The following is a 19,399-nucleotide window of genomic DNA, read 5'->3' as shown; positions in this document are numbered from 1 at the left end:
CATGCAACCCGTTAGAAATTCTTTTATCCGTTAACCGCTACGGCCGTTTCAACCAGATCACCTTTGATGTAAAAGGTCATAGGTTCCGTAATTTTCACTTGAACAAAGGAACCAATCAGGTCCTTAGAACCCTCAAAATGTACAAGCTTATTGGAACGGGTCCGACCGGCAAGCACTTTGCTGTCATTTTTGCTCTCGCCTTCCACCAGCACTTCAACCACTTCGCCACGCAATCGACTATTAAAGCGAAGGCTGTTTTGGTTCACAGCAATGTTCAGACGCCGGAGACGCTCTTTTTTGACCGACATAGGCACATTATCTTCCATCGAAGCAGCTGGCGTACCTTCACGTGGTGAATAAATAAATGTGTAGGCAAAGTCATAGCCGACCTCGCGTACCAGAGATAGAGTATCTTCAAATTGCTCGTCTGTTTCACCAGGGAAACCTACGATGATATCTGTTGTCAGAGAAACATGCGGAACAGCTGCTTTAATCTTCGCGGCCAGTTCCAGAACACGCTCACGGGTATATTTTCGGTTCATTTTCTTCAATATATCCGTATTACCGGATTGAACAGGCAGATGGATATGCTCCACCAAATTGCCACCCTTACCGAGCACTTCAACCAAATGATCATCAAAATCACGTGGATGTGATGTCGTAAAACGTACACGCGGGATATTGATTTTGCGCATATCATCCATCAGATCCCCGAATCTGTAATTCAAATCTTTCAAATCCTTGCCATAAGCGTTAACATTCTGCCCCAGTAAGGTAATTTCTTTAAAGCCTTGACGTGCCAAATCCCGCACCTCAGCGATTACATCCTCTGGACGACGGCTTCTTTCCTTACCACGTGTAAAGGGAACAATGCAATAGGTGCAAAATTTATCACAACCGTACATAATGTTCACCCAAGCCCGCATACCCTCACGCTTCTTCGGCAAGTTTTCGATAATGTCGCCTTCCTTAGACCACACTTCGACCACCATTTCTTTGCTAAAGAGTGCTTCCTTGACGAGCTGAGGCAGACGATGAATATTATGGGTACCAAAAATCATATCGACAAAACCGTGTTTTTGCATAATCCGGTTAACGACATTCTCTTCTTGTGACATGCAACCACACACGCCAAGCAGCAGTCCTGGCTTTTCTGTTTTGAGATGCTTGAGGTGACCCAGCTCGCCAAACACTTTATCCTCCGCATTTTCACGGATAGCACAAGTGTTCAGTAAAATGATGTCCGCTTCCTTCCGATCCTCGGTTGCCTGGTAGCCCATTTGCTCCAGCAAGCCCTTTATGGTTTCGGAATCATGCTCGTTCATTTGGCAACCAAATGTGTATACGATATAATGCTTTCCCTCACCGATATGCTTGAGCTCATCCGGGACTGCGTTATCATACAATACTTGTACGTCCTCTTTACCGCGTTGCTTTTCTTTTCTATTGTTCGGCTCCGCCATAATGTTGATTTCACGTCCGCGAATGCGGATCTTTTTGCTATGCTCATCTTCAGAAATAATCTTCGCATCCGAGAAATCAAAATATTTGGAGTAATCTTTTGTTTTCTTTTCCATTCCTTAGTCACTCCTTACACCATCTATTTCACGAGCTAATTTGTGATTTACTGTATCTTTAGGCATGGGTAAATTTATTTAAGTTCTAAAAAACCTTTAAAAAAGGCATTACACTAAATTATAGCATGATTTATAGGCCATCGCCATAGATCAGCCGCAGATACCATGAAGTCAATGTGAACTCATGTTCTTTTTTTACATAAGTGAAGTATTTATAAATTATATAGTATGTAAAAAGCCCGATTCTTTTGCAAGAATCGGACTCTTTAAGCCTTCCGGCATTTAAATACGTGTATATTAGTCTACGATTTCAGCGTTGTCACCGTTTTTCACACCGGCTCCGTTCGCTTCATCTGTATCAATGTGCATATCCAAAGCAAATGAATCGGACACACGTGCAAGAACATTTTCAAATACAAGGCCACGTTCGCCGCCGACACGTACTTTCAGCAACTGCTTGTCCTTAATGTCCCATTTAGCTGCATCAGATGTATGGAAATGAATATGGCGGGCTGCTACAATCACGCCTTCTTGCAGTTCCACTTCACCAGCTGGTCCTTTTACCGTGATTCCTGGTGTACCATCAATGCTACCAGATTCGCGTACAGGTGCTTTTACACCAATAGCAAAGGAATCAGTGCGAGAGATTTCCAATTGGGAAGCGGGACGAGCAGGTCCCAAAATGCGAACCTTATCAAATTGGCCCTTAGAACCAATTACAGCTACCGTTTCATTTGCGGCAAATTGTCCTGGTTGGGACAAAGGTTTAAATTCAGTTAATTGATAGCCTGCTCCGAACAAAATTTCAATATGCTCTTGAGTCAGGTGAATATGACGGGCGGAAACGCCGACAGGTACGATTTTACTCATCGTGTGGTCACTCCTTTTTCTCTATACAATACTTTACACATCCATGCTATTATACTCCTATTTTACCAAGAAAGAAAAGGAGAGCGCATAAAGTTCCCTTTTTCGCCCCAATCAGCGTTAAATATCCCCCATATAAAGTCGGATCAAACCGTCGTTTTAGCGAACAGGAGAAAGAAAAGCATGATTTCAGCTACGATGAGATGAGGGGGAACGACAATAAATATATTAAGGATAAACAGGACACAGAGTATTCCAGTCAAGAAAAAAATGACTCTGAGACGAGGTTTAAGATGACTTAATCTGTACTGATGAAATACCAGCAAAGCCGACAAAAAGTAAATAAAAACAGAAGCAAAGGTAAAGCAAAGCACAAAGATATAGTCTACTTGTCCCAAAAACAAGAGCTGAATCGAAGCAGCTAGCATGCTAAGGGAAAGATAAATAAACAAATGACCATAAATAATAGTCTGGCCTGCTGATTGTTTTGATTTATCTACGCGCTTCTCCATATTCTCAAAATATTGCCACCAGATTGCGATGACTAATACAAAAGCCAAAGCAGCAAATACAACAGAAGAAACCGTAAAATGATTGGATTGTAAAACAGAAAGCATACTTATCACAGATTCGCCAAGCAGAATTAAGGCGAACTGTGCAAAGCGTTCTAAAAGATGCTCCGTATGGATTGGTGTGATCACCAACTTTTTACGGCCAATCAAAGGAACGAGGATATCAATAGCTATACCGGTATATAAAATCAAATATCGAACCCAAGAATCAAAGAAGAGGGAGAAACTAGAGATGACTATTCCAATCCAAAAATAGGTACCAAAAAAACGAGCTGTTTCCTGTTTATGAGCCGTTTCTTTGGATGCCGAAAGTAAATATTGAACGACAGTTAAACCTCTTAACCCAATATAGCCAACAAAAAAAGATACATAATACGCATCAAAATCTATATTAAGGCTGGCGGTCATGATCAACACGAAAAACAATTGCAGGATCATAAAAATTCGATGCGTTATACTGTCTTGCCCAAAACGATTGTTGTAGACCGTTTGCCCCACCCAAGCCCACCATATTGGGATAAAAATCATAATAAACTTTTCCATATGTTCCCACGAAATACTACCATGCTCAACATGTAGTAAAACATGAGTGGCCTTAGAGACAGCAGCTACGAACAATAAGTCATAAAAGAGCTCAAGCCAAGTAACCTTCTTTATTAACATTGTGTAATGGAGCCCCCTCTGATATGGCGGTGCAGCATGGTGTCCCGTCAGTCTTGCTTCAACGTCTGCCGTATTTATGCTTATTTTAGCACCATGAAATTCTAAGATGCTCCAATTATTTCGTAATCGTTCTCACTTTGTCAAGGTATTCGCAGCCAATAATAACTCCTAGTAAATAGCTATTTAAGAAGACATTTTGGAAGGCAAATTCGTTTGCAGGTATTCCAGCGCATGTCCTCCCAGCCATCCCTTGACTAGCTCCTCAGGGTAATGCTTCAGCAGCAGTTCTGCAAAAACCGGATATTTACCCGAGTGCTCCAGCCCTTGCACATGGTGCTCGATACCGTCAAAATCAGACCCAAACATCAAATGCCTTTCCCCGCCTAATGAACAAATATGCTCAATGTGCGGTAGCAGATCCTCAGCGGTTACCGTACCCTGCTCTTTGAGAAACATCGTGACGAAGGTCAAACCAATCCGTCCGTTACGAGCGATCAGTGCACGAATCTGTTCATCCCGTAGATTACGGGGATGAGCACATCTCGCAAAGGCATTCGAATGCGAGGCGATGGGTGGTAGAGCAGCCTCCTCCAACACCTCCCAGAAGCCCTGTACGGACAAATGCGACACATCTAGCAGCAGTCCCAGGTCATTACAGCGATTGACCAAATCACGCCCCTTGCTAGTCAGCCCGCCTCCTCTATGTTCCATAATGCCGTCAGCCGCCCAGTTCGCATAATTCCATGTCAGCCCAATCAATCGTATTCCCATTGCATAGCACAATTCTGCATAAAACGGGCTCCCTTCCAGCGCATCTACCCCCTCCAGTGAGAGCAAAGCCCAAGGTGCCCATGTATGATCCGTCCCCTTACCATCCACATACGTTAACTTTTCCGTGCGCTTCTCTTCTCCTACCTGTTTTACTTGCTCCATCTGATGCACTGCGGACGTATTTTTACACTTTGCCAAGTCTTCCTTCCACAGCAATGGTCTCAACCCACCTGAGATAGAGGTAACATGCTGCCTGAACAGCTCAATTTGACGAACCACATGCTCAAACCTTGGCATGCCCAATACCTGTGAAATATATATAGCAAACGTTTGCAACCGCACGTTACCTTCTAGCAAACGTTCTTTTGTGACATCAAGCGATGGATGACTGAAATCGATCTGCGCATCGAGCTGCATTTTACATAACACATCACAATGAAAGTCAACAACAGGCCAATTCACTTTTAGCTTATCATTCATGCATCTTACCTCCATTTATAGATTGAAGCACTACAAATTTATTTTAAAAAATCATAGTAACAGACTCACAATGCAAAAAAGCCCGTTTACAAATCGTAAACAGGCTCAGGCAACTTACATTTATTATCTTGGTTCTACAATCAATTTGATCGCAGTCCGATCTTCTCCATCAATAACAATGTCTGTAAAAGCAGGAATACAAATCAAATCCACTCCGCTTGGTGCGACAAATCCCCGGGCAATGGCTACCGCTTTAATGGCTTGGTTTAGTGCACCCGCTCCAATCGCCTGTAATTCTGCATTTCCGCGTTCACGCAGTACTCCTGCGAGTGCGCCTGCAACTGAATTGGGATTGGATTTTGCTGATACTTTTAATACATCCATAGTAAGTACCTCCCCTGGGAATGATGATGGTTTGATTCCACTATTAGATGTTATTCGAGGGTCAGCAAATAATTCCTGCTTTTTGGTGACAGTTTTCCTTATTCTTTCCTTAAGTAGCTCACAAAAAAGTTAATCCATCCGCCATTCATCTTCTTTAAGTCTGATTTTCTGAATTTTGCGGGCTTTTCCATCACTGTCATTCAGTTCTACGCTGATGGCATGAAAGTGCCATTTGCCCATGTCCACTTGAAAACGTACCGGAAGCTGGGTCTGGAATTTCTGTAACACAGCCTCTTTCTGCATCCCAAGCACTCCCTCATAAGGACCTACCATTCCCGCATCTGTCTGATACGCAGTTCCTTGTGGCAAAATCGTATCGTCATTACTCTGTACATGTGTGTGCGTACCTACCACGATTGAAGCACGTCCATCCAAATGCCAACCCATAGCGATTTTTTCCGAGGTTGCTTCGGCGTGAAAATCAACTAGGATATGCTTATGTTTTTTCCGTAGTTCATCGACAATTTCATCTGCTGCACGGAATGGACAGTCAATAGCTGGCAAAAAGGTTCTACCTTGCAGATTAACAATAGCCAGCTCTTTACCTCCACCTTTTACAACGGTATACCCCCGGCCTGGTGTTCCTGGTGGAAAGTTAGCCGGGCGGATGATCCGTGGCTCATCATCTATAAAATCAAATATTTCCTTATTGTCCCAAGTATGATTTCCCATCGTAATCCCATGAACGCCCCAATCAAAAAATTCTCTGGCGATGGCTGGGGTAATTCCTCTTCCCGAAGCCGCATTTTCTCCGTTCACGATAATAACATGCGGGTTGTATTTTGATTTTAGCGAAGGGAGATTCTCCCTCAATGCCTTTCTGCCTACACTGCCGACGATGTCTCCAATAAATAATACGTTGATAGAAAGCCCTCCCTAGTCTGCCTTACATAATGAAAAGTGGCCCTACAAGCAGCGGCCACTTTTCATTGAAATGCTTTTATTTTGCGTATTCTACCGCACGGGTCTCGCGTATAACGGTAACCTTGATATGTCCCGGGTAGTCCAGTTCATTCTCAATCGTTTTCGTAATATCGCGGGCCAGTCGGAATGCTTCCGCATCATCAATTTTCTCTGGCTGTACCATGACACGAACTTCGCGTCCGGCTTGAATCGCGTATGATTTTTCAACGCCTTCAAAAGATTCGGAGATGCGTTCCAGCTTCTCAAGACGACGGATGTACGTCTCTAGCGTTTCACGCCGCGCTCCCGGTCTTGCTGCTGACAGGGCATCTGCCGCCCCAACCAGCATGGCGATCACTGAAGTCGCTTCGCAGTCGCCGTGATGTGAAGCAATGCTGTTGATGACGACCGGGTGTTCCTTGTACTTCTTCGCCAGTTCCACGCCAATTTCAACGTGCGATCCTTCCACTTCGTGATCCAGCGCCTTCCCGATGTCATGCAGCAATCCTGCCCGTCTTGCCAGTACAACGTCTTCGCCCAGTTCCCCGGCCATCAGACCTGTCAAGTATGCAACTTCCATCGAGTGCTTCAATACGTTCTGTCCGTAACTCGTACGGAACTTGAGACGTCCCAGGATCTTGATCAAATCCGGATGCAAGCTATGCACGCCCACCTCAAAGGTGGCCTGCTCACCATACTCACGGATTCGTTCGTCCACCTCTTTACGGGATTTTTCCACCATCTCTTCAATACGAGCCGGATGTATCCGTCCGTCCGCTACGAGCTTTTCAAGCGCAGTACGCGCAATCTCTCTACGAATCGGATCAAATCCGGACAAAATAACAGCTTCCGGCGTATCATCAATAATGAGGTCGATTCCTGTAAGGGTTTCAAGTGCACGGATATTACGGCCTTCGCGCCCGATAATCCGGCCTTTCATTTCTTCGTTCGGCAATGTGACAACAGAAACCGTCGTTTCTGCTACATGATCTGCCGCACAGCGTTGGATGGCCAGTGTGATGATTTCACGAGACTTTTTGTCCGCTTCTTCTTTGGCCTGCTGTTCAATTTCTTTAATCATCTGAGCTGTTTCATGACGAACTTCCTGCTCTACGTTGGTCAGAATAATACTTCTTGCATCCTCCATCGTCAGATTGGAAATACGTTCCAACTCAGTTACCTGACTCTTGTAAATCAAATCAATTTGCTGCTGGGTTTCATCGATTCGTTTCTCTTTGTTGGCCACTTGTTCTTCTTTGCGTTCCAGCGATTCCAATTTTTTATCCAGCGATTCTTCTTTTTGCAGCAATCTTCGTTCCTGTCGTTGAATTTCATTGCGACGTTCACGAGTTTCTTTTTCAGCTTCGGCACGAATGCGGTGGATTTCATCTTTCGCTTCCAATACCGTTTCCTTCTTCAGCGCTTCTGCCTCTTTTTTCGCGTTCTCCACGATTTGCGCGGCAGCTTCTTCCGCACTGGAGATCTTAGCTTCTGCAATAGATTTGCGAATAAAATAACCAATCCCGAACCCAAAGAATAACGCGGCTACAGCAACGAGAACGAACCAGATCGCAGTCATCATACTGTTCACCTCCCCGTTGGTTCCTCCAAGGCATTCCTTGGGACTTTTTGCAATTGTCACATTTACTTTGATCGTCAAACTAAGACAACGACACAAGGTCGTTTCATTTCATATGCACATGCTTTCACATGTACAATTCCGCCTGGCATAGCGGCATCACTTGTTATTTGGCGATGAGAACTCACCCGTGGATTCCGCTTTTTTGGAAGGAAAAAGGGCGTTCCACAAGTATCGTTTCATATATATTTTATTATTTGACAAATGGCATTGTCAAGGGAATGCAAACATTAGTAGACTACCATGCAGCTTTCCCTGTAATAACTAGCTCATCCTATCCGTTCATACTAGTCAAAGGTTCAGCAGCCGTTTGGCAACTATTCCTCCCACTGCAACAATTCCTCGTCATCTGAAGCAACGTCATGCTCGGCCGCAGTGAGATGATTGACCACTCGGCGTGTCATATCCCCCGAATATCCGCGTCTCATGAGAAAAGGGTAGGTTTTCCTTTTTTTCTCTATTATATCACCACGTATCTGATTCCATTTCTTACGTCCGACCGTCAAAGCGCTCTCCCACTCCTCATTATCGGTGATCTCACCTAACGCTTCGCCAATAGAGGCTTTAGAGATGCCCTTCTGACGAAGTTCTTGCCTAACCCACATCTTCCCCTTACGTTGGCTAGTTATGCGCTGCCTTGCCCATTGGCGGGCGTATAAATCATCATCTACGAGTTGTTCCCTTTGCAGTCGAACCATTACTTCGTCAATAACAGACTGATCCAGTTCTTTTTGTAACAAACGTTGGGCAATTTCCTGACGTGTGCGAGGCTTTCGCCCCAAATAACGAAGCGCAAGTACATAAGCCTGTTGCTTTTCATCTGCCAGAACGATATCTTCCAGTTCTTTTTTATCAAATGACGTTCCTTTGAACATATTGTACTTGATCATTACATCTTCTAATACAGACAGCGAATACGGACCAAAATGAATGATATACCTTCCACGTTTGCGTCCCTGTCCCTGCTCTACCCTAGTAATCATCAATTCCTCATGATCCGGAAAAAGAGAAATCCCTTGTTGCTTATTTGCTTCCGAAGTGTGTTCATCTTCATCGTCCAACTGCAATACATTTCCCTCACTTTGAAATTCACGAAAGCAGCCTTTGAACACCTGCTACGCAAAGTTAGATTCCGCTGACAAAGCAGACTTTAAGTTGATGCAAAAATGCCCTGCACAACTGTGCAGGGCATCAGGATCATGCTATTCAAACGGCCGGTGCCATAACCCCGGCCCCAGTTCACAAACCAGGATTCACCAAGCTTTATTCAAGCTCCAACAATTCCTGTTCTTCCTTCGCTTGCTGTGCCAACTCTTCTTCTGTAGGCGGAGCAACCGTCGTAATCAAATTGCTGGCCACCCGAATTTTTTGTTCGATCGTACTAGCAATATTCGGATTTTCCTTCAAAAATTGTTTAGCATTCTCACGTCCCTGACCAAGGCGCTCACCTTCGTAGGAATACCAGGCTCCGCTCTTGTCGACAATGTCATGCTCCGTACCGATATCGATCAAGCTACCTTCTTTGGAAATACCCTCACCGTACATAATATCCACCTCAGCCTGACGGAAAGGAGGGGCAACTTTGTTCTTCACGACTTTAATACGTGTGCGGTTACCCACAATGTCGTTACCCATTTTCAAACTTTCAATACGACGAACATCCAAACGTACCGTAGAGTAAAACTTCAAGGCACGTCCACCTGGTGTTGTTTCAGGGTTACCGAACATAACACCTACTTTTTCACGTAGCTGGTTAATAAAAATAGCAATGGTTTTCGACTTATTAATAGCTCCAGAAAGCTTACGCAATGCCTGAGACATCAAACGTGCTTGAAGACCAACGTGGGAATCTCCCATTTCGCCTTCAATCTCTGCCTTGGGCACAAGTGCCGCTACGGAGTCAACAACTACAATGTCTACTGCTCCACTACGTACAAGGGCTTCGGCAATCTCAAGCGCCTGCTCTCCTGTATCTGGTTGCGATAGTAACAACTCATCAATATTGACACCCAGCTTGCTTGCATACGACGGATCAAGCGCATGCTCGGCGTCGATAAAGGCGGCTTGTCCGCCTGTTTTTTGCACCTCTGCGATAGCGTGAAGAGCTACTGTCGTTTTACCGGATGATTCCGGTCCGTATATTTCAATAACCCGGCCTCTTGGAAAGCCGCCCGTTCCTAACGCAATATCCAAAGCAATCGAACCACTGGGGATCGTTTCCACTTGCATATGGGTAGACTCACCCAACTTCATAATGGAACCTTTACCAAATTGCTTTTCTATTTGACGGAGCGCCATATCCAGCGCAGCACGACGATCTGACAATAAACTCACATCCTTCATTGTTTGTACTTTAATAATACCTTGTTTTGACACGCTTGCCAAGCATTTTTTCGAACATACATTCGTTTTTTTTATTCGTACAACTCTCTTCTATAATTACACCTGTCTCTTAAAACAAAAAAAGAACCGCTGGCAAAAGGCTTTGCAACGGTTCTTCCGATAAGATGATTATACCATGAATATCTATCTAAAACAACTCTACGAGTCACACTGTACATAGATGTTTAAGAGAGTTTCTCGTTCTCTACCAGCCTGCGCCACAATCTGTACAGGATTGCTTTAACTGATCGCAGTCGGATTGTTTCACGGTTGCCACTCAGTCTCAGTTCATGTACTTCCGTTTCCTTGTCGCGTTCAGCAATGCCAATATACACTAGACCGACTGGCTTCCGTTCGGAATACCCAGGCCCAGCTACACCAGTAACTGAAAGTCCAAAATCGCTATCCATGATCATTCTCGCCTGCTCTGCAAGCACAAGGGCTACTTCCTTACTCACTGCGCCTGGCGCATGGTCCCCTTCCAAATAATCATAAGGCACGTTGAGTAACTTCATCTTCATTTCATTGGAATAGCACACGATGCCACCTTGAAACATAGCAGCACTGCCAGGTATAGAAGTAATTTGTTCCATCAGCATTCCACCTGTACAGCTTTCTGCCGCACTCACAGTGAGTTCGCGTTTGGCCATTAGATCTACGATAACCTTCTCCAGCGCAACATCCTCGCTTGCATACATATACTCCGGAAGACGCTGCTGAATTTCTACTTCCGTAGCTGTCAGCTTAATTAATGCTTCACTTTCGCTGGCCGCCTTGGTGGATATACGGATCGTGACTTCCCCTTCCTTGGCATAAGGAGCAATCGTAGGATCTGTCTGGGATTGGATCAGATCTAACAAATGGGTTTCAAGAGCTGACTCACCGATCCCTGCAAATTTTAGCATTTTCGAATAAATTGGCATTTCCTCACCGCTCAATGCCTGCTGAAGCAACCAAGGTTTCGCATGGTTTGCAAACATGGGTTTGAGTTCCTTAGGCGGTCCAGGCAAAACTACATAAAATTTACCGTCCTGTGCAATCGCGTCGCCCACAGCTAGCCCTGTCTCATTTTCAAGCGGAGTAGCACCTTCAATAGAAAGCGCCTGCCGGCGGTTATTCTCGGTCATTTCTACCCCACGGTTACGGAAAAATTGATCTAGCTTGTCCATTGCAAGACGATCTATGTGCAATTTCCGCCCCAATACAGCCGCTATCGCCTCTTTCGTCAAATCATCCTGAGTCGGCCCCAGACCGCCGGAAAACAAAATAATATCCGCACGCTTCTGAGCAATTCTTATCGCTTCCTGAAGCCGATTTATGTTATCGCCAACCACAGTCTGAAAATATACATCGATTCCAATTGTAGCCAGCTCTTGTGACAAATATTGAGCATTTGTATTCACTATTTGTCCGAGCAATAACTCTGTTCCTACTGCAATTATTTCAGCTTTCATCAATTCTTCCTCCTGTACTGCGAATATTATGGGAATTATATAAAGAAACAGCAATAAGTTTAGTCCCTATTGCTGTTTCCATAAAATTTATCCTGTTAAACTTTGGAGGAGCTCAGCAAATGGATATTTTTCACGAAATAATCAATACCCGAATAAATGGTGATCAACACTGCTGCCCATATCGCTATTAAATCAAACGGTATACCAAGAAAAACAAACGGGAAATTATTAATGAGCAGCGCTACAATAGCAACGATCTGGATGATCGTCTTTAATTTGCCCCAATTGCTTGCAGCAACCACAGACCCATCCAGTAAGGCAATCTGACGCAGCCCCGTAACCGCAAACTCACGGCTAACAATCACAACGACAATCCATGAATCAATTTTCCCCATTTCTACCAAGGAAACCAAAATAGCGGTTACCAAAAGCTTATCAGCAAGGGGGTCCAACAGCTTGCCCAAATTGGTGACCATATTATTTTTACGTGCCAAATATCCGTCAAGACCATCCGTGCTGGCTGCTACAAGGAAAATGATAGCCGCAATCAGCTGATTATACGGCAGCTTGAAAGCTCCGATCTCAATCGGCGGCGGATAAAAATCAAAGTCCACCAGCAAAGCCAGCATCATCACCGGGATAAGGCAAATCCGCGTTATTGTAATTCTGTTGGGTAAATTCACAACACACTCTCCCCTGATTATCGTACTTGATTACAAATGGCAGTTTTCGGATTAAATTCAATCCTATGTAAATCGCTTTCGACGAGCGCTATACACCTGAATTGTCTGCATTTTCGTTACAAGTATAATATGGCGCAAAACGCATGTCAAAATAACCTGCCGCACATCAAGCAACGTTTTTTCCTACAAAATATATGAGGGAAAACGGCTTTATTTCATGTTTGTAAATTGAAGCTCCAATGGCAAATCAGCTTTACGTAGCAATTGAATGATCGCCTGTAAATCATCCCTGTTTTTTCCGGTCACTCGGATTTGATCACCTTGAATCTGACTTTTGACTTTTAGCTTGGAGTCCCGAATAAGAATATTAATTTTCTTGGCATTATCTTGATCAATTCCCTGCTTAAGCGAAAGACGCTGACGCACTGAACCTAGAGAAGCGGGTTCCAATTTGCCATACTCCACATTTTTAAGGGACAGACCTCGTTTGGCCATTTTAGATTGCAAAATATCAATCACCGCATTCAGCTTGTACTCGTCTTCCGATGCAATCGTAAGAGCTTCTTTCTCAAGCTTGAGGCTACTTTTGCTATCCTTGAAATCAAATCGTGTTTCAATTTCACGCTCCGTCTGATGAACCGCATTTGTTAACTCCTGCATATCCATTTTGGAGACGATATCAAATGAATTTTCTGAAGCCATCGTTTCACTTTCCTTTCCACAACAAAGTTCAATATCTAATTATAGGCTAGTCATTTACAAAAATCCAATAATCCGTTGACTAAAAAGGCGTTCTTGCCAGTTTTCCTGACAAAAACGCCTTTATTTCAATTACGGTCAAAATATCTAATTATGGCTTCGTGTTGGAGTTCGGAACATATCCAAAAGTCCAAGCACAATGTGAGCAAGACCAAAGCCCAGTATGCCATAGCCCCATGCATTCGGTGTCAGATAATAGCCCAGTAAACTGACAATGATACCGAGCCCAGTCACAATCCAGCTGACGGTCATAACGTATACACCTCACTTTGCGGAAAATGAAATGACTGCCTTTCCAGGAATTACAGTCATTAGTATTTCCTCACACCAAGGCGTTTATTCACCATCAGTAGTTGTAGAATCTGTACCACTTTGTGCTGAATCCGTACTGCTACCTGTCGTAGAATCTGCAGGTGAACCCGTCACTCCTGCACTCGTTCCGGTCGAAGAAGCTTCTCCTTGCTGGATCAGTACACGTGTAGTCGACTTATTATCTGTTATCGGTTGACCTGCTACGGAAATATCTGTGGCAGAAGACCGTCCTGATTTGATATATAAACCTTCCGGACCAATATCGAAAGACATGGCATCTCCACTTTTAGTCATACCGTAGCTCAGCTTTTCTCCACGGGAATTTTGTCCCTTGTACACTTCAAGCCAGCTTTCACCCGTAGCTTTAATATCAACCTTGGCTGTGGCTCCCGTTGCACTGGAAACTTTGAAAATCGTCGTCTTGCCTTGCTTGCCGTCCTGTGCCACAGTTACACCTTGTTGTGGTGTAGTCGTATCCGGCTGCTGTCCAGTATCTGGAGTAGTAGCATCCGTATTCCCCGTACCATCTGGCTGAGTTTGTCCGGTTTGCCCCGCATCAGGAGTCTTCCCACCAGCACCATTTGGAGCCGTCGTTTGACCATTGTTCGGCTGTGTCGTAGTGGTATCAGGAGTAGACGTGCTTGGCGTTGTACTTGGTGTTGTAATCGGCGTTGTGTTTTCTGCTGTTTTTGGAGTTGAATGGTTGTTGCTCACCCAATAAGCATAAATAACCCCAACAATGAGAACTAGAAAAAGCCACATTAACGCTGTAGGCAACCATTTAAGATTACCAATCGTGGCGGGACGGCTGGAGCGTTTCTGTGTAACAGGCTCCATGACTGCTTCCGGCTCAGGTTCAGGCACATTGCTTTGATGCCCTTCCAGAATCTCATCAGGGTTCAACCCGACCGTTTCAGCGTATGTTTTAATAAAAGCTCTGACATAAAAGCTTCCCGGCAGCACTTTGTAATCGCCCGTCTCAATGGCTTCCAGATAACGTTTGCGTATCTTCGTCATTTCCTGAACATCGTCAAGGCTCAATCCTTTTTGCAGCCGGGCCTCCTTTAATTGCTGACCCAGTTCTGACATGTCATCATCTCCTTGTATAATTACGCTTATTTAAAGATCTTCTGTATAACTGGCTGTAAAGGTATCATAAATAATTTCCTCAGCCGGATTATTGCGAAGTTCAATAATGATATTGAAATCGTCAAAGCTGTATCCTGATTCACGTACAAATACATCAGGATGCTCAATCACTTTAGTACTTGGCATGCTCATGATTTCCTGAAGCAGGTGATAATGTCTTTCATTTGACCGAATTGTACTCACAATACCATCAATAATAAACACATTGTTTGGGTTCATTTCTTCTTCAGAGAGCTGACTGCGCACCGTCTGTCGTAGTAACGTTGAAGACACAAAAGTCCAACGCTTCATTGCGCATACACTACTGGCAATAATGGATTCCGTTTTGCCCACACGCGGCATCCCGCGAAGACCGATCACCTGATTGCCGTCCCTCTTTAATACTTCACCCAAAAAATCGACCAGCAACCCAAGCTCATCGCGTGTAAAGCGAAATGTTTTACGATCATCTGAATCCCGATCGATGTAACGGCCGTGTCTTACTGCCAATATATCAACCAGTCTCGGAGCACGTAAGGCCGTGACTGTAATGTTGCTCGCTTTTTTTAACGTGTCTCCGAGAATGCGTATTTTCTCGTCATCGTCCGTTTCAAGCAACATCCCCCGTCTTTCGCCTTCAACACCGTTGATTGTCAGTATATTAACCCCCAGAATACCAAGCATGGAAGCAATGTCTCCCAGCAGTCCGGGTCGATTTTTATGTATCTTGTACTCCATGTACCACTGTTTCGTTTCTTCCGTCACGTTAGCACCTCATTCACATTCAAACCGTCAACAACTCCAAATCAAAGCATTATTGTATCATAAAATAACATCTTTCGACAAAACCAATTATTGAAATTCGATAGGCTACATTGTGTTGTAAGCCTCAATCACGTTTATGATATATAAATTACAATGGAATTACAAGAACAGCTCTGTAACCATTACAGAAAAGCCCCCATAAGGGAGCTTTTCATGTTGGTTCCTACTTATGCGTTGCTCTTAGCCAATTTAACCATTAGCCGGGCGATGGTGTGACGCTCGTCCTCATCGGCAACTCCCCACAGTTCTTTCAGTGCGCGGTTGGAGTGGTTGGCTGGATCGACCTTCTCATCCAGAAAATCACCGATTTCATAAGCAAGCTCTGAAATGGTATCTTGGCTGATTCCCAGCTTCTCCGCTTGCTCTACACGCTGACCAAGGAACTTTTTCCAAACATCAAAATTCTGAACAACTGTTGACATACTTAAATCCTCCTTAGATGATTCAGATTTAAAATCAACAGTTATAATATGCTCTTCTCAGACGCTTACTATACTGGTGGATTCCTCCAAGCGCTATCCCTTAAGTCACCCATCCTCCATTAGGACTTATGACCTGGCCATTAATATAACCTGACTCAGGAAGCGCAAGAAAATAAACCAGGGACGATATTTCATCAGGTCGAGCCAAACGTCCGGCAGGAATTTCTTCTTCCAAACTGGTAATTTCGCCTTTATCCAAATGATCCAGCATCGACGTATCCACTGCACCTGGAGCTACAGCATTCACTGTCACCCCGGAAGGTGCTACCTCTTGAGCCAGCGCTTTAGTGAAAGCGTTAATGCCTCCCTTGGTGGTGGAATACAACACCTCGCACGATGCGCCACATATCCCCCACACGGAGGAAACATTCACAATGCGGCCATAGCGTTGGGAAATCATATGTGGCATAAAAACCTGCGTGCACAGAAAGGTTCCCTTAACATTGACGGCCATCACTTCGTCCCATTCCTCTTCCGAAACATCTGTCAACAGCCCATAATGAGATAATCCGGCGTTGTTCACAAGAATATCCGGCTTCATCCCGTGATTATCCAGCTTTTCCCGCATGCGTTCGATCTGCTCCTTGCTCCGCAGATCCGCTGACACGGTCATTACCTTGCCTGAATAAGCCATGCAACGACGGGCAACTTCATTTGCTTTTTCATGGGACTTCATGTAGTGAATGACAACATTCATCCCTACAGCTGCAAAACGCTCAGCAATAGCCGCACCAATTCCGCCACTGGCTCCTGTAATCAGCACGGTTGTATCGCCAATTGCTTTTAATTCTCCGCCCTCGGTGGTCATTGTTTCCCTCTCCCTGGACATTACGGACTCACCACTAGTGATATTGCGAGTTGATCCCACTGGATATGGTCTTTTAGACGGCGATTTACATCCTCAAGCGTGATACTTTCATAAATAGGGAGCAGTTGGAAAAAATCGCTGCCCCGGAAGCGATGTCTTGTAAATTCATGTGCAATATTTTCTGGTGAATTGAGTGTACGCAGATAACCACCGATTTTCTTTTTGCGTGCCCGTTCAAAATGTTCTGCCGCAAAGCCCTGCTTCTGAATGGACTCCACCTCTTCACGTATTCTCGTCAACAGCCGATCCGGGTCTTTGGTATCCCCGCCGATTGCAGAGAATGCATATTGCTGCGTACTATTGTACTCATGACCAAAACTGTCCGAAATCAGATCCTCATCGTAGAGCTTTTGATATAGTTGTGTACTGGAACCAAACAGGAGATCAAGCATCAGCTTGGTTTCCAGATCATGACGAAGTAATTCTTCACCCGTTAGGCCTACTTCAGCCTCCTTGAATCCAAACAATAGCTTTGGCAGAGAAACGGCCAGCTTCACCTCACGACGTGGTTCTGCAACTGTAGTGGGTTCATCGTCGAAAATCCGCTCAATCTCTCCCTGCGGCTTATAGTCCTTTTTGGCCTGATTGTTACGTACCAGCTCTATTACTTCAGCTGGATCCACTCCGCCCACTACAAAAAGAATCATATTGCTTGGGTGGTAGAAAGCTTCATAGCAACTGTACAGCGTTTCTTTTGTAATCGTACTGATGGATTGAACAGTACCTGCGATATCTATATGCACCGGATGGACCTTGTACAACGCCTCGATCAGACCAAAGTAACTCCGCCAATCGGGGTTATCTTCATACATATTAATTTCCTGGCCAATAATGCCTTTTTCCTTTTCTACATTTTCATCTGTAAAGTAAGGATGCTGCACAAAATTGACCAGCGTGGTCAAATTTTCTTGAATACGCTCGGTTGCCGAAAACAGATATACTGTTTGATCAAAGCTCGTAAATGCGTTCGCCGATGCCCCATTAGAGGAGAAGGTAGCAAAAATATCGCCTTCAGGCTCTTCAAACATTTTATGCTCCAAAAAATGGGCTATGCCATCCGGCACCTTTACGGGCTGTTGACCTTCGACGCGGAAATGATTATCAACTGAGCCGTATTTAGTTGCAAATGTGGCGTATGTCTTCTGAAAACCCGGTTTGGGCAACACATAAACGTGTAAACCGTTATCCATTACTTCATAGTACAGCGTTTCCTGCAAATGCTCATAAGGTATATGCTCCACCGCTATTCCCCCTTCTGGTCTCTCAAGAAATAAATAGTGTCCAGTCGGAACGTCCGGGCGGCATCCTGAACATCCTGCACCTTGACTGCCTCCACCTGACTCAGCAGCTCATCTACTGTCCGTTCTTTACCGGAAAGCTGTCTGTTAAAATCATAGGCGATCATTTCAAAAGCGGAATCCTGCATCTCCTTTAGCAAGTTGCGAATCATCGCCTGCGTTTGGGTCATTTCCAGCTCAGTAATCGCTCCGTTTTGCGTATCTTCCAGTTGCTTGCGGATAATAGTAACCGCTTTTTCATAATTAGGAATTTCAATACCAGATTGAATCGTACCAATACCTTTATGCCCGTCATACCGTGATGAAGCGTAATACGCCAAACTTTCCTTCTCCCTCACATTAACGAACAACTTTGAATGCGGATACCCGCCCAAAATGCCATTGTACATCAGAGCGGAAGCATAGCGATCGTCTCCATACGTAATAGGGGTGCGCAACCCCATGTTGAGCTTGCCCTGGTTCACATCAAGACGCTCTACAACGGTTTGAACATCACGCTCTACCGACTTGGGCTGTTCAGGAACATATCCTGTTTCCGCTGAACGATTCAATTGAAAATAGCGATCAACAAACTTCTCAACTTCTTCTAGCGTCGTATCTCCCACAATGTATAAATCCATGCTGGCATGATTCAGCCATTCTCCATAAGCCTTATACAAGCTCTGTGCATCTATACTGTCCAGATCAGATCGTTGACCAAGAGGGTGCAGACGATAAGGCTCATCCTTGCACATTTCCTCCATACAGCGCTCACCAGCATAACGTATTTTATCGTTAACTATAGATTCCAGCTTCTTACGCACATTTTCTCGTTCCTGCTGGACGTATCCCGTTTGAAATGCACCATTTTCCAATGCAGGCTTCGTTAGCACTTCTCCGAGAAAAGAAAACGAACGATCCAGTAAACTATCTGGACTATTTACAAAGCTGTCATTAATCGTATCCATGCGAAATTGCACGATCTGATAATCTCCACGTTTATACACATCGAAACCGAAACCCGCGCCATACAATTGCTCTAACTGTTCTCTGAATTGTGTAGTCTGCGGATACGATTCTGTACCCCGTCGCAGAACGAAAGGTACCAGCCCCACTCGAGTTACGGTGTCCTCCCGTAGCGGAGTGCCTACATACAATGATATAGCAAACGTCTTAAAGCGCTTGGTCGGCAGTACATGAATCCTCAGTTGTCTGCGTGTGCCACGCTCGAAACCTGTTTTGTTCAAGTCCAAAACTCCTTTGTGACGTCAATTTGCGTCTAGCCTTTGATTAGCATTAGCTGCTGTGAATCT

The 19,399-nt window shown here is 44.5% G+C and carries 19 protein-coding genes; all 19 read right to left on the bottom strand.

Features of this window, described 5'->3' with window-relative positions; genetic code table 11:
• Positions 1–23 precede the first annotated feature (23 nt).
• The 19 genes from miaB to yfmF all read right to left on the bottom strand — a co-directional run bounded on the left by miaB (position 24) and on the right by yfmF (position 19,333).
• Positions 24–1,577: a tRNA (N6-isopentenyl adenosine(37)-C2)-methylthiotransferase MiaB gene (gene miaB, locus ACYCSE_RS20335; RefSeq protein ID WP_459699587.1), complete on the bottom strand. Its 1,554-nt coding sequence runs from the start codon at positions 1,575–1,577 to the stop codon at positions 24–26.
• Between the two features lie 297 nt (positions 1,578–1,874).
• Positions 1,875–2,447 (bottom strand): phosphate propanoyltransferase, encoded by a 573-nt coding sequence (pduL, locus tag ACYCSE_RS20330; RefSeq protein WP_013309962.1) that lies wholly within the window; start codon positions 2,445–2,447, stop codon positions 1,875–1,877.
• 143 nt (positions 2,448–2,590) lie between these two features.
• On the bottom strand, positions 2,591–3,679 hold the full coding sequence (locus ACYCSE_RS20325; RefSeq protein WP_459699584.1) for a low temperature requirement protein A: 1,089 nt from the start codon (positions 3,677–3,679) through the stop codon (positions 2,591–2,593).
• A gap of 183 nt (positions 3,680–3,862) precedes the next feature.
• Entirely contained in the window at positions 3,863–4,930 is a 1,068-nt protein-coding gene (locus ACYCSE_RS20320) for a dipeptidase (RefSeq protein WP_459699582.1), read from the bottom strand.
• Between the two features lie 123 nt (positions 4,931–5,053).
• On the bottom strand, positions 5,054–5,314 hold the full coding sequence (locus tag ACYCSE_RS20315; protein WP_007430104.1) for a stage V sporulation protein S: 261 nt from the start codon (positions 5,312–5,314) through the stop codon (positions 5,054–5,056).
• 129 nt (positions 5,315–5,443) lie between these two features.
• Entirely contained in the window at positions 5,444–6,238 is a 795-nt protein-coding gene (locus tag ACYCSE_RS20310; protein WP_069291742.1) for a TIGR00282 family metallophosphoesterase, read from the bottom strand.
• A gap of 76 nt (positions 6,239–6,314) precedes the next feature.
• On the bottom strand, positions 6,315–7,859 hold the full coding sequence (rny, locus tag ACYCSE_RS20305) for a ribonuclease Y (protein ID WP_013309958.1): 1,545 nt from the start codon (positions 7,857–7,859) through the stop codon (positions 6,315–6,317).
• Between the two features lie 374 nt (positions 7,860–8,233).
• A complete protein-coding gene (locus ACYCSE_RS20300) occupies positions 8,234–8,983 on the bottom strand; it encodes a regulatory protein RecX (RefSeq protein WP_459699578.1) in 750 nt (249 codons plus the stop codon).
• A 196-nt stretch (positions 8,984–9,179) separates the two neighbouring features.
• A complete protein-coding gene (gene recA / locus ACYCSE_RS20295) occupies positions 9,180–10,241 on the bottom strand; it encodes a recombinase RecA (RefSeq protein ID WP_023988239.1) in 1,062 nt (353 codons plus the stop codon).
• A gap of 242 nt (positions 10,242–10,483) precedes the next feature.
• Positions 10,484–11,752, bottom strand: coding sequence for a competence/damage-inducible protein A (locus ACYCSE_RS20290; RefSeq protein ID WP_254349514.1), 1,269 nt, complete (start codon positions 11,750–11,752; stop codon positions 10,484–10,486).
• Between the two features lie 95 nt (positions 11,753–11,847).
• Positions 11,848–12,435, bottom strand: coding sequence for a CDP-diacylglycerol--glycerol-3-phosphate 3-phosphatidyltransferase (pgsA, locus tag ACYCSE_RS20285; RefSeq protein WP_013309954.1), 588 nt, complete (start codon positions 12,433–12,435; stop codon positions 11,848–11,850).
• Between the two features lie 210 nt (positions 12,436–12,645).
• The gene (locus ACYCSE_RS20280; RefSeq protein WP_013309953.1) at positions 12,646–13,137 is read right to left on the bottom strand and encodes a YajQ family cyclic di-GMP-binding protein; all 492 of its coding nucleotides are present in this window, start codon (positions 13,135–13,137) and stop codon (positions 12,646–12,648) included.
• Between the two features lie 144 nt (positions 13,138–13,281).
• Entirely contained in the window at positions 13,282–13,446 is a 165-nt protein-coding gene (locus tag ACYCSE_RS20275) for a hypothetical protein (RefSeq protein ID WP_023988236.1), read from the bottom strand.
• 84 nt (positions 13,447–13,530) lie between these two features.
• Positions 13,531–14,595 (bottom strand): helix-turn-helix domain-containing protein, encoded by a 1,065-nt coding sequence (locus ACYCSE_RS20270; RefSeq protein WP_250261588.1) that lies wholly within the window; start codon positions 14,593–14,595, stop codon positions 13,531–13,533.
• A gap of 30 nt (positions 14,596–14,625) precedes the next feature.
• Positions 14,626–15,399 (bottom strand): DUF3388 domain-containing protein, encoded by a 774-nt coding sequence (locus ACYCSE_RS20265; RefSeq protein WP_013370747.1) that lies wholly within the window; start codon positions 15,397–15,399, stop codon positions 14,626–14,628.
• 227 nt (positions 15,400–15,626) lie between these two features.
• Complete coding sequence (locus ACYCSE_RS20260) at positions 15,627–15,881, bottom strand: DUF3243 domain-containing protein (protein WP_013309950.1); 255 nt, start codon at positions 15,879–15,881, stop codon at positions 15,627–15,629.
• Positions 15,882–15,981: 100 nt separating this feature from the next.
• A complete protein-coding gene (gene ymfI / locus ACYCSE_RS20255; RefSeq protein WP_061829423.1) occupies positions 15,982–16,749 on the bottom strand; it encodes an elongation factor P 5-aminopentanone reductase in 768 nt (255 codons plus the stop codon).
• Positions 16,750–16,769: 20 nt separating this feature from the next.
• Complete coding sequence (gene yfmH / locus ACYCSE_RS20250; protein WP_250261589.1) at positions 16,770–18,050, bottom strand: EF-P 5-aminopentanol modification-associated protein YfmH; 1,281 nt, start codon at positions 18,048–18,050, stop codon at positions 16,770–16,772.
• 2 nt (positions 18,051–18,052) lie between these two features.
• A complete protein-coding gene (gene yfmF / locus ACYCSE_RS20245; protein ID WP_459699571.1) occupies positions 18,053–19,333 on the bottom strand; it encodes an EF-P 5-aminopentanol modification-associated protein YfmF in 1,281 nt (426 codons plus the stop codon).
• Between the last annotated feature and the right edge of the window lie 66 nt (positions 19,334–19,399).

Source organism: Paenibacillus sp. SEL1 (assembly GCF_054602535.1).
The sequence above is the reverse complement of the archived record's forward strand: the minus strand, read 5'-3'. Positions and strand labels throughout refer to the sequence as shown.

Bases quoted from the DNA above. Each gene is read 5' to 3' on its own strand.
- miaB (WP_459699587.1), bottom strand. From the start codon at position 1,577: ATGGAAAAGAAAACAAAAGATTACTCCAAATATTTTGATTTCTCGGAT.
- pduL (WP_013309962.1), bottom strand. From the start codon at position 2,447: ATGAGTAAAATCGTACCTGTCGGCGTTTCCGCCCGTCATATTCACCTG.
- ACYCSE_RS20325 (WP_459699584.1), bottom strand. From the start codon at position 3,679: ATGTTAATAAAGAAGGTTACTTGGCTTGAGCTCTTTTATGACTTATTG.
- ACYCSE_RS20320 (WP_459699582.1), bottom strand. From the start codon at position 4,930: ATGAATGATAAGCTAAAAGTGAATTGGCCTGTTGTTGACTTTCATTGT.
- ACYCSE_RS20315 (WP_007430104.1), bottom strand. From the start codon at position 5,314: ATGGATGTATTAAAAGTATCAGCAAAATCCAATCCCAATTCAGTTGCA.
- rny (WP_013309958.1), bottom strand. From the start codon at position 7,859: ATGATGACTGCGATCTGGTTCGTTCTCGTTGCTGTAGCCGCGTTATTC.
- ACYCSE_RS20290 (WP_254349514.1), bottom strand. From the start codon at position 11,752: ATGAAAGCTGAAATAATTGCAGTAGGAACAGAGTTATTGCTCGGACAA.
- ACYCSE_RS20280 (WP_013309953.1), bottom strand. From the start codon at position 13,137: ATGGCTTCAGAAAATTCATTTGATATCGTCTCCAAAATGGATATGCAG.
- ACYCSE_RS20275 (WP_023988236.1), bottom strand. From the start codon at position 13,446: ATGACCGTCAGCTGGATTGTGACTGGGCTCGGTATCATTGTCAGTTTA.
- ACYCSE_RS20270 (WP_250261588.1), bottom strand. From the start codon at position 14,595: ATGTCAGAACTGGGTCAGCAATTAAAGGAGGCCCGGCTGCAAAAAGGA.
- ACYCSE_RS20260 (WP_013309950.1), bottom strand. From the start codon at position 15,881: ATGTCAACAGTTGTTCAGAATTTTGATGTTTGGAAAAAGTTCCTTGGT.
- ymfI (WP_061829423.1), bottom strand. From the start codon at position 16,749: ATGACCACCGAGGGCGGAGAATTAAAAGCAATTGGCGATACAACCGTG.